Origin of the sequence: Micromonospora citrea (assembly GCF_049629545.1) — a bacterium.
Taxonomy (GTDB): Bacteria; Actinomycetota; Actinomycetes; order Mycobacteriales; family Micromonosporaceae; genus Micromonospora; species Micromonospora citrea_A.
In genome coordinates, this window is record NZ_JBNADX010000014.1 from 95,752 (window position 1) to 109,796 (window position 14,045).

General features: G+C 74.2%; 10 protein-coding genes. 4 read left to right on the forward strand and 6 right to left on the reverse strand.

Annotated elements, in window-relative coordinates:
• Positions 1–5: 5 nt before the first annotated feature.
• The 3 genes from ACPFP2_RS16920 to ACPFP2_RS16930 are packed head-to-tail and all read right to left on the reverse strand — an operon-like array spanning position 6 to position 3,609.
• Complete coding sequence (locus tag ACPFP2_RS16920; protein ID WP_424090131.1) at positions 6–971, reverse strand: carbohydrate ABC transporter permease; 966 nt, start codon at positions 969–971, stop codon at positions 6–8.
• Positions 968–2,002 (reverse strand): ABC transporter permease, encoded by a 1,035-nt coding sequence (locus ACPFP2_RS16925; RefSeq protein ID WP_424090132.1) that lies wholly within the window; start codon positions 2,000–2,002, stop codon positions 968–970. The genes ACPFP2_RS16920 and ACPFP2_RS16925 overlap by 4 nt, the downstream gene beginning before the upstream one ends.
• Positions 1,999–3,609, reverse strand: coding sequence for an extracellular solute-binding protein (locus ACPFP2_RS16930; RefSeq protein WP_424090133.1), 1,611 nt, complete (start codon positions 3,607–3,609; stop codon positions 1,999–2,001). Before ACPFP2_RS16930 ends, ACPFP2_RS16925 begins: the two co-directional genes overlap by 4 nt.
• Positions 3,610–3,882: 273 nt before the next feature.
• Here ACPFP2_RS16930 and ACPFP2_RS16935 point away from each other — a divergent pair, with 273 nt between their 5' ends.
• The 4 genes from ACPFP2_RS16935 to ACPFP2_RS16950 all read left to right on the forward strand — a co-directional run bounded on the left by ACPFP2_RS16935 (position 3,883) and on the right by ACPFP2_RS16950 (position 11,145).
• Positions 3,883–5,103: an ROK family protein gene (locus tag ACPFP2_RS16935; protein ID WP_424090134.1), complete on the forward strand. Its 1,221-nt coding sequence runs from the start codon at positions 3,883–3,885 to the stop codon at positions 5,101–5,103.
• Between the two features lie 297 nt (positions 5,104–5,400).
• Positions 5,401–7,851, forward strand: coding sequence for a glycoside hydrolase family 3 C-terminal domain-containing protein (locus tag ACPFP2_RS16940; RefSeq protein ID WP_424090135.1), 2,451 nt, complete (start codon positions 5,401–5,403; stop codon positions 7,849–7,851).
• Positions 7,848–8,909 (forward strand): LacI family DNA-binding transcriptional regulator, encoded by a 1,062-nt coding sequence (locus ACPFP2_RS16945; RefSeq protein ID WP_424090136.1) that lies wholly within the window; start codon positions 7,848–7,850, stop codon positions 8,907–8,909. Before ACPFP2_RS16940 ends, ACPFP2_RS16945 begins: the two co-directional genes overlap by 4 nt.
• Before the next feature lie 19 nt (positions 8,910–8,928).
• Positions 8,929–11,145, forward strand: coding sequence for a glycosyl hydrolase family 95 catalytic domain-containing protein (locus ACPFP2_RS16950; RefSeq protein ID WP_424090137.1), 2,217 nt, complete (start codon positions 8,929–8,931; stop codon positions 11,143–11,145).
• 8 nt (positions 11,146–11,153) lie between these two features.
• On the opposite strand, the gene ACPFP2_RS16955 is transcribed toward ACPFP2_RS16950, so the two are convergent.
• The 3 genes from ACPFP2_RS16955 to ACPFP2_RS16965 form a co-directional block, all read right to left on the reverse strand.
• The gene (locus ACPFP2_RS16955) at positions 11,154–11,978 is read right to left on the reverse strand and encodes an SDR family NAD(P)-dependent oxidoreductase (protein WP_424090138.1); all 825 of its coding nucleotides are present in this window, start codon (positions 11,976–11,978) and stop codon (positions 11,154–11,156) included.
• The gene (locus ACPFP2_RS16960; RefSeq protein ID WP_424090139.1) at positions 11,975–13,315 is read right to left on the reverse strand and encodes a flavin-containing monooxygenase; all 1,341 of its coding nucleotides are present in this window, start codon (positions 13,313–13,315) and stop codon (positions 11,975–11,977) included. The genes ACPFP2_RS16955 and ACPFP2_RS16960 overlap by 4 nt, the downstream gene beginning before the upstream one ends.
• A gap of 61 nt (positions 13,316–13,376) precedes the next feature.
• The gene (locus ACPFP2_RS16965; RefSeq protein WP_424090183.1) at positions 13,377–14,021 is read right to left on the reverse strand and encodes a TetR/AcrR family transcriptional regulator; all 645 of its coding nucleotides are present in this window, start codon (positions 14,019–14,021) and stop codon (positions 13,377–13,379) included.
• Between the last annotated feature and the right edge of the window lie 24 nt (positions 14,022–14,045).

Consider the following 14,045-nt stretch of genomic DNA (forward strand, 5'->3'; position numbering starts at 1 on the left):
GTCGCTCAGCCCTTCACCGCTCCGGTGATCACACCCTTGGTGAAGTGCCGCTGCACGAACGGGTACACGATCACCGCCGGAACGACGGTCACCACCACCACGGCCATCTTCACGGCCAGCGTCGGCGGGTACGCGGTGACCCCGGGCAGGCTGACCGAGGCCCCCGAGACGTTCGGCGACTGCCCGGCCAGGATGTAGCTCTGCAACACCCGCTGGATCGGGAACTTGTCGTTGTCGTCGATGTAGAGCACCGAGTTGAAGTAGGCGTTCCAGTAGCCGACGGCGTAGAACAGGCCGACCACCGCGATCACCGCCTTCGACAGCGGCAGCATGATCCGGGTCAGGATGCGGAACTCGCCGGCGCCGTCGATGCGGGCGCTGTCGAGCAGCTCACCGGGGACGCCCATGAAGAACGCCCGGATGACCACGAGGTTGAACACGCTGATCGCGCTGGGCAGGATCAGCGACCAGATGCTGTCCTTGAGTCCCAGGCCGGTCACCACCAGGTAGCTGGGCACCAGGCCGGGGAAGATCAGGAAGGTCAGCAGGAAGAAGAAGAGCAGGCCGCGGTGGGCCACCGACCCCGGCCGGGTCAGCCCGTACGCGGCCAGCACCGTGAGCGTCAGGCTGAGCGTGGTGCCGAGCACCGTGACCAGGGTGCTGATCCCGACCGCCCGGGTGATCTGCCCGCCGTTGAAGATGGTGACGTACGCCGACGGGTCGACCTCGCGGGGCACCATCACCATCCCGCCGGCCGCGTCGATGGTCTCCCGCGAGGCGAGACTGGTCACCAGCACCGCCCACAGGGGTACGAGCACCGCTGCCACCAGCAGGACGAGCACGACGCCCTTGCCGAACAGCCCGAGCGGCGTGGGCGGTTCCTCCCACGGTGGCCGCCGGCTGCGCCGCCCTCGCGGCTGCGGGCCGCCCGTCGCCGACGCCACGGCGGCGTCCTTGAGGTTCACGGTCATGACCGGGAGTACACCCCCTGCTCGCCGAGTCGGTGTGCCACCCTGTTGGCGACGACGATGAGGATCAGGCCCACCACGGCCTTGAACAGGCCGGCCGCCGCGCCCAGGCCCCACTGCTGGGTGGCGATGGCCTGGTAGTAGACGAAGGTGTCGAGCACCTCGGCCGCGTCCCGGCCGACCGCCTCCCGCTGGAGGATGAACTGCTCGAAGCCGACCGACAGCGCGTCGCCCAGCCGCATGATCAACAGCAGGACGATCACCGGCCGCAGCCCGGGCAGCGTGATGTGCCACAGTCGCCGCCACCGCCCGGCGCCGTCGGCAGCCGCCGCCTCGTACAGGTTCTGATCGATGGCTGCCAGCGCGGCGAGGAAGACGATCGCGCCCCAGCCGAGGTCCTTCCACACCGCCTCGGCCGTGACCAGCACGATGAAGGTGTCCGGGTTGGTCATCACGTTCCACGGTTGCAGGCCGGCCTCGCGCATCTCCTGGGCCAGCAGGCCCGCGCCGCCGAGCATCTGCACGAAGAAGGTGACCACCAGCACCCAGCTGAAGAAGTGCGGCAGGTAGACGACGCTCTGCACGAAGCCGCGCACCCGCCCGGAGACCAGGCTGTTGAGCAGGATCGCCAGCATGATCGGTAGCGGGAAGAAGAACACCAGCTGGAACGCGGTGATGGTGAGGGTGTTGCGGACCGCGTCCCAGAACAGCGGGTCGGAGAAGAGTGCCTCGAAGTTGCCGAAGCCGATCCACTCGCTGTAGAGGAACGCCTCGAGCGGATCGTCGCCGACGAACGGGTTGTAGTCCTGGAAGGCGATGACGTTGCCGAGGGTCGGCAGGTAGTGGAAGACCAGCAGCAGCGCGGCGGCCGGCGCGGTCATCACCAGCAGCGGCCAGTCCCGGCGCAGCCGCGAGCGCAGGCTCTGCCTCCTGGGCCGGCGGCGCCCGGCCGGGCGGGGGTCCCGCCCGGCCGGGGACGCCTGGCCGGCCGCCTCCGGCGCGTCGAGCGCGCCGGGGGCGCCCGGGGCGCTCATCGGCCGTTGTCGGCGAGCGCCTTCGCGAAGAACGCGCGCCCTTCCTCGCCGCCGGTGGCGAGGAACTCCTTCGTCACCTGGTCGAGGTCGCTGATCGGGCGGCGGCCCCGCAGGATGTCGCGGATCTTGTCGTCGGTCGGCTGCAGCACCTTCGACCAGTTGGCCGGCAGCTCCAGCTTGATCCCGGCGAAGAGGTCCTTCTCCATCAGGGCGATGTTCTTCTGGTAGTAGCCCAGGTAGTCCTGGACGTAGTTCGGGGTGTCGGCGCTGGCGACCTTCACCGCGGGGCGGCAGAAGTTGTACTGCCCGCCCAGCTCCTTGCGGCCCAGGTCGCTGGGGACCGGACTGCCGTCGCCGCCGCGGGTGAAGTGCCTGCCCTCCGCGCCGTACTCGCGCAGCTCGAACTCGCGGCTGCCGAACGGGGCGGCGCACCAGTTGAGCACCCGCAGCAGCTCGTCGACCCGGTTCGCGTCGGCTCCCTTCTTGAGGAAGGTGAAGAAGACCGGCTTCTCGCTGCCCCAGATGACCGGCTGGCCGCCGTTCACCCCGAACACCGGCAGCGGCTGCATGTCGAAGCTGGGCAGCACCTTGGACTGCTCGCCCTGCAGGCCCTGCCAGGCGCCGAGCCCGTCCTGGAACATCAGGATCTTGCCGGCCTTGAACAGCTGCTTCTCGTCGGCGCCCTTGCTGGCCACCGTGTCGGGGTGGACCAGCCCGTCGGCGAACAGCTTCGCGGTGAACTCCAGGGCGGCCTTGAAGGCCGGGTTCTCGAACTTGTGCTCCAGGCCGCCGTCGGGCTTCTTGCGCCAGGTCTGCTGGCAACCGTAGAACTGCTGGACCATGTCGAAGATGCTGCCGAAGGCCCAGACCCCCTTGGCCGGGTCGGTGACCTTCTTGCCCAGCTCGTAGAGCTGCTCGGGCGAGGTCGGGGCGGCCAGGCCGGCCTTGTCGAGCAGGTCCTTGCGGTGGAACAGGGCCCAGGCGAACGGCCCGTCGGTCGGATACGGCACCGCGTAGAGCCGGCCGCCCCAGACCGAGTACTCCCAGGCGCCGGTGGGCAGCGCGGCGAGGTAGGGGTACTTCGCGGCGGCGTCGCCCTTGAGGTGCTCGGTGAGGTCGGCGAAGAGCGCCTTGACCGCGTCGGAGAACCGGGCGACCTTGTCGATCTCCCAGTTCGGCACCATGAGCAGATCGGGCACGTCGCGGGCGCCGAGCATCGCGTTGAGCTTGTCGGCGTACGTGTTGCCGTCCTGCAGGCTCGGGTTGATCTCCACGCCGAGCTTGGTGTTGACCGCCGCGAGGTAGGAGTTGCTGCCCAGCGTCGGCGGGGTGGGGCCCCACCAGGGGCTCATGGTGCGGATCGGCCCGCCGCCCTTGCCGGGCTGCTCGGTGACCGCGTCGATGAGTTGCCGCGGGTAGCTCAGGTAGCCCTCGGGGATGGGCCCTTCGCCGGGGATGTCGGCCTTGAGCAGCTCGGCGGGCTTGTGCGTCGGCAGGACCTCACGGATCGCGTCGCCCTTGGTGGCGGTGCCCTTGCTGCCCGCCTCCTTGCTGCAACCGGCGAGGGTGGAACCGCCCACGGTGACGGCGGCGCCGAGTCCGATCATCCGCAGCAGGGTCCGGCGGTCAGTGGATGCGCCCGGCAGGGACGGCTTCACGGCGCACTCCCTTCATCGTGTGTGTCGGGTTTCCGAGCGTCGGAGGCTCGGCTAGAGTTAGTTGGGGTTCTAGCCGAACAAACTAATCGACGGTGATCCGTCCCACAAGACAGCGGTGACCATGCCGCGACCGGGTGGACAGGCCCGGACGCGGCGATGCGCGATGATGGACGCGCGGCACCTCGGGGACCGCGCACCGGCGGCGCAGGAAGCGGGCAGATCGTGATCAGCATCCACACCGAACCGCAGCCGAGCGACCTCGGCGACGTGCGGGTCACCAACCGGGCGGTGGTCCTGCGGCACGTCCGCCGGCACGCGCCCTGCTCGCGCGCCGACATCGCCGCGCACACCGGCCTCAACAAGGCCACCGTCTCCAGCCTGGTGACCGAGCTGATCGACCGCCGGCTGCTGCGCGAGACCGGGCTGACCGAGAACCGGGTGGGCCGGCCGGCGACCATGCTCGTCCTCGACGGCGAGCCGTACGCCGCGCTGGGCATGGAGATCGGCGCCGACGAGCTGGTGGTGGTCGCCGTCGACCTCGGCGGCAACCGCCTGCTGACCTGGCGGCGCGCCTTCGCCGCACCGTCGGCCTCCCCCACCGAGACGATCCGCGCGCTGGCCGGGCTGGCCCGCCGGGCGGTCGGTCGGATCACCGGCCAGGGACGCACCGTGCTCGGCCTCACCGTCGGCGTGCCCGGCCTGGTCGACACCGCCGGAGCGGTGCCGCTGGCGGCCGCGCTGGGCTGGCACGACGTCGCGATCACCAGCGAGCTGCGCACCGCGCTGCGCGACCCCGACTTCACCGTGTCCGTCGACACCGACGCCAACCTCGCCGTCCTCGCCGAACAGCGCCACGGCGCGTACGCCGGCACGGCCGACCTGATCCACCTCACCGGCGGCGTCGCGGTCGGCGCCGGGGTGCTCGCCGGTGGTCGGCTGCTGCGCGGCAGCCGGGGCTTCGCCGGCGAGATCGGGCACGTGCCGCTGGATCCCGCCGGCCCGGAGTGCAGCTGCGGGCGACGCGGCTGCCTGGCGGCGCTGACCAGCCTGCCCGCGGTGATCCGCCGCCTGCTGCCCGACGCCGAGGACGACGGCCCGGTGCTCGACTGGCTGCCGGAGATGGAGCGCGTGCTGACCCTGGCCCGGCAGTCCGATCCCGCCGTCCTCGGCGGACTCGCCGAGATCGGCCGACACCTCGGGCACGGGGTGTCCGTGCTGGCCAACCTGCTCAACCCCGAGGCGGTGGTGGTGGGCGGGCACTTCGCGACCCTGGGGCCATGGCTGCTGCCGGCAGCCCGGGCCGAACTGGCCGCCCGCACGCTCGCCCCCGAGGCCGGTGGCTGCCACCTCGACGCCAGCACGCTCGGGCCGACGGCCACCGCGCTCGGCGGGGCCACGGCCGCGCTCGCCTCCGTCGAGGCGGGACGCCTGCCCGTGCCCTGAGCCCGCGCCGGGTGTCCCTTCGGAACGGCCGTCGCGCCCCGGATCGCCCGGGCGGAGGCGCGACGGCCTCTTGACCGGACCGGTCCCGTGGTGCCAACCTCGAACGGCCGCCTCGTCGTTCGGGCACCCCGGGGCGGCATGTCTCCCGCAGTCGTCGAAGCGCTTCGCCGCTTCCGGGCCGGCGACCGCCACCACCCTCCACCGCGATGCGGCACGCTGCCACGACGTTCGTCGAAGCGCTTCGACCGATGACCGTCGCGCCGTACGCGGGGCCAGCCCACGGAAGGTACGACCACCATGACCGACAGCCCCGCCCCGTCCCCCCGAATCGACGACCTGCTGGCCCGGCTGACCCTGCCGGAGAAGATCGGCCTGCTGCACCAGTGGCAGGCCCCGGTCCCCCGCCTCGGCCTGCCCGGGTTCCGCACCGGCACCGAGGCGCTGCACGGGGTGGCCTGGCTCGGCGAGGCCACCGTCTTCCCCCAGGCGGTGGGGCTGGCCAGCAGCTGGAACCCGGACCTGGTCCGGGCGGTCGGCGCGGCCGTCGGCGACGAGGTGCGCGTCAAGCACCAGGCCGACCCGCAGCGGGTCGGCCTGAACGTGTGGGCGCCGGTGGTGAACCCGCTGCGCGACCCCCGGTGGGGACGCAACGAGGAGGGCTGGTCGGAGGACCCGTGGCTGACCGGCCGGCTCGCCACCGCGTACGCCCGGGGGCTGCGCGGCGAGCACCCCGAGCGGCTGCGTACCGCGCCCACCGTCAAGCACTTCCTCGGCTACAACAACGAGACCGACCGGGCCACCACCTCCAGCGACCTGCCGCCGCGGGTGCTGCGCGAGTACGAACTGCCGGCGTACCGGGCCCCGCTGGAGGCCGGCGCGGCGGTGGCCGTGATGGCGTCGTACAACCTGGTCGACGGGGTGCCGGCGCACCTGAGCCCACTGATCTGCGGGGAACTGCGCGGATGGGCCGACGACGAGGTGATGGTGGTCGGCGACGCCGGGGCGGTCGGCAACATCGCCGGCGTGCAGGCGTACCTGCCCGACCACGTCGAGGGCTTCGCCGCCGCCCTGCGCGCCGGCGTCGACAACTTCACCGAGGACGACGCCGACCCGGCGCCCACCGTCGACCGGCTCACCGAGGCGCTGCGCCGCGGCCTGCTCACCGAGTCCGACGTGGACCGCGCGGTACGACGGATCCTCAGCGTCCGGATCCGCCTGGGCGACCTCGACCCGCCGCACGAGGACCCGTTCGCCGGCGTCTCCCCCGACGTGCTCGACTGCCCGGCGCACCGGGAACTTGCCCGGGAGGCCGCCCGTCAGTCGATCGTGCTGCTGCGCAACGACGGACTGTTGCCCCTGACCCCCACCCCGCAGCTGCGCGTCGCGGTGCTCGGGCCGCTGGCCGACGTCGTGTACGAGGACTGGTACAGCGGCACCCTGCCGTACGCGGTCAGCGCGTACCAGGGGCTGGCCGGGCGGCTGCCGACGGTCACCACCCACGACGGGGCCGACCGGATCGCGCTGCGGGTCGGGGACCGCTACGTGCGCTGCCCGGACACGCCCGAGGGCGGCCCGCTCACCCTCGACGCCGAGGCCACCGGTTTCGACGTGTTCGACTGGGGCCGCGACATCCTGGCCCTGCGGGCGGCCGGCAACGGCCGGCACGTCGGCGCCGACGACGACGGCGCGCTCGCCAACGACCGTCCCGGCCCGGGCGGATGGGTGGTCCGGGAGACCTTCCGTTTCCGGCCCGGACCCGACGGCACGACCCTGCTGCACCACCTCGCCACCGACCGGTACGTCACCGTCGACGCCGACGGCCGGCTGCGCGCCGACGCGCCCGGCCCGCAGGCCGCCACCGGCTTCACCGTCGAACTGCTCGCCGACGGTGCCGCCGAGGCCGCCACGCTGGCCGCCGCGGCGGACGTGGCGGTGGTGACGCTGGGCAACCACCCGATGGTCAACGGACGCGAGACCGAGGACCGCCTCGACCTGGCCCTGCCGGCCGCCCAGGAGACGCTGCTGCGCGCCGTGCACGCCGCGAACCCCCGCACCGTGCTGGTGGTGACCAGCAGCTACCCGTACGCGATCGGCGCGGCGCAGGAGGGCTTGGCGGCGGTGCTGTGGTCGGCGCACGGCGGACAGGAGCACGGCGCGGCGCTCGGCGCGGTCCTGCTCGGCGAGGCCGAGCCGGGCGGCCGGCTCACCCAGACCTGGTACGCCGACGCGGCCGAACTGCCCGACCTGCTCGACTACGACATCATCGGCGCCGACGCCACCTACCTGTACCACCGGGGCGACCCGCTGTACCCGTTCGGGCACGGGCTCGGCTACACCCGTTTCGACTACGCTGGGCTCCGGTTGAGCGCGACGGCGGTGACCGCCGGCGAGGAGGTCGAGGTGCGCTGCGAGGTCACCAACGCCGGCGAGCGCGCCGGCGAGGAGGTCGTGCAGCTCTACACCCGGCAACGCCGCTCCCGGGTCAAGCAGCCCCTGCGGCAGTTACGCGACTTCGCCCGGATCAGCCTCGCCCCCGGCGAGCGGCGTACGGTCACCCTGCGGCTGCGCACCGACGAGCTGCGCTGGTGGGACGAGACCCGCGGCGGGTACGTGGTGGAGGACGCCACGCACACCCTGATGGTCGGCCGCTCCGCCCGCGACGTGCGGCTGCTCGGCACGCTGACCGTGCGCGGCGGGGAACCCGCCGACGGCCACCGGGCCCCGGCGGTCGCGGGACGGCGGCCGTGACCGGGTCACCGGGGCGTCCGTCGCCCGGCCAGGTCACCATCGCCGACGTCGCCAGGCACGCCGGGGTGGCGGCGAGCACCGTGTCGTACGTGCTCAGCGGCAAACGGGCCATCAGCGAGGTGACCCGGGCCCGGGTGCTGGCCAGCATCCGGCTGCTCGGCTACCACCCGAACGCCGGGGCGCGTGCCCTGGCCAGCCGCCGGGCCAACGTGATCGCGCTGGTGCTGCCGCTGCGCTCGGGCATGCAGGTGCCGGTGGTGATGCAGTTCGCCACGGCGGTGGTCACCACCGCCCGCCGCTACGACCACGACGTCCTGCTGGTCACCTCCGACGAGGGCCCGGCCGGGCTGCGCCGCATCGCCGCCAGCGCCCTGGTCGACGGGGTGCTGCTGATGGACGTGGAACTCGACGACGCGCGGGTGCCGCTGCTGCGGGACCTGGCCCTGCCCAGCGTGCTGATCGGTTTCCCCGCCGAGGCCACCGGGCTGACCTGTGTGGACCTGGACTTCCACCGCGCCGGGGCGGCGTGCGTGGCGCACCTGGCCGGGTTGGGCCACCGCCGCGTCGCCCTGCTGGGCGCGCCCGCGGCGGTGTACGAGCGCGGCACCGGCTTCGCCCACCGCACCCGCTCCGGGGTGGTGGAGGCCGCCGAGCGGCACGGCGTGCGGGTGGTGACCCTGCCCTGCGAGGAGGGCGCCGCCGACGTGCGGCGGACCCTGACCGCGTTGCTGGCCGAGCACCCGGACGTCTCCGCGCTGGTGGTGCAGAACGAGGCCGCGGTCGGGCCGGTGCTGGCCACCCTGCCCACGCTGGGCCGGCAGGTGCCGCGCGACGTGTCGGTGGTGGCCATCTGCCCGGACCAGTTCGCCGAGCAGAGCGGCCCGATGCTCACCAGCGTGCCGGTGCCCGCCGAGGAGGTCGGCCGGCAGGCGGTGACGCTGCTGATGAGCAAGCTGCGCGACGAGCAGGTGCCGGAGGCGACGCTGCTGCAACCGCGGCTGACCGTGCGCGACAGCACCGCCGCCGCCCCGGCGGCGCACGCCGTCGACGGCCACTGATCCTCGGGGAGGACCGTCGATGACGGACAGCCTGCCCGCGTCGGCCCACCGCATCTGGGATCCCGTGCCCGCCGCGAGCTGGCAGGACGCGTTCCTCGCCGGCAACGGCGAGTACGGGATCATGGTGTGCGGTGACCCGCACGCGGAACGCATCATCGTCAACCACCACCGCTTCGTGCTGCCCAACGGCACCCACGACGCCCGCCCACCGGAGCTGGCCGGGCAGCTGCCCCGCATCCGGGAGCTGGTGCTCGCCGGCCGGCGTACGGAGGCGGCCCGCCTGCTCACCGGCGGCCGGGACCTGCAGTGGACGCAGTCGTACCACCCCGGCTTCGCGTTGACGGTCGACGCGGCGCGTCCGGCCCCGGTGGCCGACTACCGGCGCTGGACCGAGTTCGACACCGGGCAGGTCGTGGTCGAGTGGGCGGGCGGGCGACGCCGCTCGTTCGTCTCCCGAGCCGACGCGATGATCGTCACCGAGCTGGACATGGGCGACTGCACCGTCGGGGTCACCGGTGAGCTGCCCGGCCGCCCCGCCGACGTGCGCTACACGTACGCCGCGTACCGCCGGGGGGATCTGGTCCTGCTGCGGGTGCGGGGGCACTACCCGCCCGTCGGCGGCGCGTACGGCTTCGAGGGGGTGACCCTGCTGCGCGGCGACGTGACCCTCGACGGCGACCGGGTGGCGGTACGCGGACCGGCGCTGCTGACCACGGTGCTCGACCGCGTGGGCGACCCGCGCTGGCGCACCGGGGAGCTGGCGGACCGGCTGGCCGCCGCCGACGGCGACTACGACACCCTGCTGGCCCGTCACCTGCCGCGGCACGCGGCGCCGTACCGGCGGGTGAGCCTGGACCTGGGGGTGCCGGCGGCGCAGCGGGAGCTGCCGGTCGGTGAGCTGCTGGCCCGGCAGCGGGCCACCCCGCACACGCCGCTGCCGGCGCTGGTGGAGCGGCTCTTCCACGCCGGGCGGTACCTGCTGCTCAGCGCCAGCGGGGAGCTGCCGCCCCGGCTGACCGGGCTGTGGCTCGGCTCGTGGGACGCCGCGTGGGCGGGTGACTTCACCACCGACGCCAACGTCAACCTGCAACTGGCCGGCGCGAACGTCGGCGCGCTGCCGGAGGTCACCGCCGCGCACGCCCGGTTGGTGGCGGGTCAGGTCGACGACTGGCGGCGCAACGCCCGCGCCGTGTACGGGGCGCGGGGGCTGCTCGCGCCCAGTCGCACCGACGGTGAGCACGGGCACCTGTTCCACGTGCACCCCGACTGGCCGTTCACGGCGTGGCTGGCCGGCGCGGACTGGCTGCTGTTCCCGCTCTACGAGCACCACCTGGTGACCGGGGAACCGCTCGGCGAGGTGGCCGGCTGGCTGGCCGAGGCGGCCGACTTCTTCACCGACGTCCTCACCGTCACCGACGACACCGACACGGTCGTCGTCGTGCCGTCGTACTCGCCGGAGACGGGGCCGCCGGACGCCGACGGGCGGCCCGCCCCGGTGTCCGTCAACGCCACCATGGACGTCGCCGCCGCCCGGCACGCGCTGCGGGTCGCCGCCGAGGTGACCGGTGCGCACCGGTGGGACGAGCTGCGCGCCCGGCTGCCGGCGTACCGCATCGACGAGCGGGGGGCCCTCGCGGAGTGGGCCTGGCCGGGCCCGCCCGCCGACGAGGAGCACCGCCACGTCAGCCACCTCTACCCGGTGTGGCCGCTGGGCGAGATCGACCCCGACGACACCCCGGACCTGGCCGTCGCCGCGCACCGGGCGCTCACCCTGCGCGGCGACGAGAACCTGTCCGCGCACGGCAGCCTGCACCGGGCCCTGGCCGCTGCCCGGCTGCGCGACGGCGCCCTGGTCGGCGCGAACCTGTGCAAGATCCTCGGCAACGACATGTTCTTCCGGTCGTTGATGAGCTCCCACAACCCGCGGCTGGTCACCTACAACGCCGACGCCGCGCACACCCTGCCGGCGGTGCTGATCGAGTCGCTGGCGCACGCCCGGCCGGGTGTGGTGCGGCTGCTGCCGGCGGTGCCGCCGGGGCTGGAACGCGGGACGCTGCGCGGGGTGACGCTGCCCGGGCGGATCACCGTGCGGGAGCTGTCCTGGCAGCCGGGCCGCCTCACCGCGCACCTGGTGTCGGCGCTCACCCGGAGTGTCGTGGTGCACACGCCGTACGGCGCGGCGGCGGTGCGGATGACCGCCGGTGTGCCGGTACGGGTCGACCAGGACGGCACGTGAGCCGCCGGCTACCGGTCCGGGTCGCGGTGCCGCCGCACCATGCCGGCCGCCAGCGACGCGTCGTCCAGGTCACCGGCGGCGATCCGGGCAGCGACGGTACGCCGCACGAGCCGGTCGGCCAGCGCCGGGGCGTGCCGGGCCAGGGCCATCTCCAGGCGTCCCCGCCGGGTGGTGGCGACGTCGCGGGGCGCCCGCCGGGCGGTGGCCGCCCGCAGGATCGCCGCGACGACCCCCTGCACCGGTTCCAGCCGGGACACCCCGCTCAGGGACAGTCCGGCCCGGGCGGTGCTGTCGTGGATCGGCGAGGCGACCATGCTGGGGTAGACCACGCTGACGCCGACGTGGGTGCCGACCTCCAGACGCAGCGCGTCGGCGTACGCGACGAGGGCCCGCTTGCTCACCCCGTACGCCGCGGCCAGCGGCAGCGGCAGCACGGCCATCCGGCTGGCCACGAAGATCACCCGCCCTCGGCCGGCGACGAGGTCGGGCAGGGCGGCGGCGGTGGTCCGCCAGGCGGCGAGCAGGTTCACCTCCAGTTGCGTCCGCACCGCCTCGTCGGGAGGCAGCTCCGCCGGGGCGGGCCCGCCGACCCCGGCGTTGTTGACCAGCAGGTCCAGTCCGCCGAGGCGCTCGACGGCGGCGCGTACCGCCGGCGGCACGGCGGCCGGGTCGGTCAGGTCGCAGCCGAGTACCGGCGTCCGGGCGGTGGGGTCCGGGTGCTTGTCCAGGCCGACGACCTCGGCCCCGGCGGTGTGCAGCGCGGCGCACAGGTGCCGGCCGAAGGTCCCCTGGGCGCCGGTGACGAGCACCCGGCGGCCCCGCAGGCCGGTCACGGGCGCACCTGCGCACCGGTGAAGCGCACGCCCTCGCCCCGGGTGGCGCGGCGGACGCCTTCGGTGAGTTCCCGGCCCAGCAGCGCCAGGTACGCGTCGAAGTCGACCCGCATGGCGGGCCGGCGCTCGCCCCAACGGTCGACGGCGGCGCGCAGTTCGGCGCGGATGTCGGCGTGCTGGCGAGCCGGGTCGGGCAGCGCGTACGTGCCGGCCAGGTGCGCGGCGACCAGCCGGGCCTGCGCCTCGAGCAGCGGGAATGCGGCGCCGGTGGACTGCATCAGCCCGACGAACGCCAGGCCGGGCACGTCGGGGTGGAAGACGTGCCGGTACAGCGGCAGGGTGTCCGCGCCGTCGCCGAGCAGCGCCGGGTCGAGGAACGGCACCTCCACCCGGTAGCCGGTGCACCAGATCACCAGGTCGATCTCGTCGCTGCGTCCGTCGGTGAAGGTGACGGTGTCGCCGTCGAAGCCGGTGACGCCGGGGCGGACCTCGATCTCGCCGTGGGTGAGCCGGGACAGCAGAGCGTCGGAGAGGGTGGGATGGTCCTGCAGGAACCCGTGGGTGGGGGCGGGCAGGCCGTAGCGCTGCGGTGGGCCGACGGTGGCGGCGAGCATCCGCTGGCTGATCCGCTGGCGCAGCCGCCACGGCAGCCGGCGGGCCAGGGCCCCGTTGAGGGTGTCCGACGGGCGTCCGAGCAGGTACTTCGGCACCACCCAGACGCCCCGGCGCAGCGACAGCAGGGTGCGGGCGGCGGCGTACGAGGCGTCCACGGCGATGTCCATGGCGGAGTTGCCGCCGCCGACGACGAGCACGCGCCGGCCGGCGAGCTGCTCCGGGCCCCGGTAGGCGTGGCTGTGCATCTGCCGCACCGTGCCGGTGGGCACCCCGGGTGTCTTCGGGACCCGGTTGTGCCCGTTGGCGACGACGACGGCGTCGACGGTGACGCGTACCGGGCCGTCGGGGGTGTCGGCGTGCACGTGCCAGCGGCCGCCGGCCTCGGGGACCACCCGGTCGACGACGTGACGCAGCCGGATCGCCTCGCGCAGCCCGAAGCGGTCGGCGTAGTCGCCGAGCCAGCCGGCGACGCGGGTGTGGTCGGGGTAGTCGGGCCAGTGCGCCGGCATCGGGTGGTCGGCGAACTGGGTGCGGGTCTTGCTGGTGTTCAGGTGCAGCGTGCGGTAGGCCGGCGAGCCGGCCGCCCCGAAGACCCACAGCCCTCCGACGGAGTCGCCGGCCTCGAAGCAGACCGCCGGCACGCGTGCGTCGGCGAGCGCCTTGAGGGTGGCCAGCCCGGCGGCGCCCGCCCCGATGACCGCCACGACCGGCTGTGCGTTCATCGCCACTCCCCTCCCCCGTAATCCAACGACTGTCGGATAATGGCCGGGGTGCGGCGGCGCGTCAAGAGCCCGCCGGTGCGTACAGCCCGTCGAGGAAGCGGTGCACGAAGGCGCGGAACTCCCGCCGCTCCCGCGCCGGCGAACCGTCCGAGGCGGCCAGGGCCACCACATGCCCGTGCACCGCCCACACCAGGCTGCGTACCGTCACGTGCGGGGTCGGCTCGACCAGCGCGCCGCCGGCCGCCGCCGCGGTGAGCAGCTCGGTGACCAGACGGTACAGCGGCGCGGCGTAGCGCTGGTCCAGCTCGGCGTGCCGGTGCGGCTCCAACCAGCGCCGCAGCCACAACGCGGTGGTCTCCGGCCGGTCCTCCAGGAAGTCCACGAACACGTCCACCAGATCGTGCAGGGCCCGCAGCGCCTCGGCCGGCCCGGCGTCCAGTGCCGCCCGGGCGTTGCCGGCCGCCGCCTCCAGGGCCTGCCGCTCGGCGGCGAAGACCCGGGCGAAGCAGGCGTCGTAGAGCTGCGCCTTCGTACCGGTGTGGTGCGAGACGGTGGCCACGTCGACGCCGGCGGCGGCGGCGACCTCCCGCAGCCCGACCGCGTCGAAGCCCCGCTGCGCGAACAGAGAGGTCGCGGCGGCGAGCACCGCCTCGCGGGTGTCGCGGCTCTGGTCGCGGCGGGGCCGGCCCGGTCGGCGGCGGGGCATGGTCATGGCGACCATTCTGCCCCT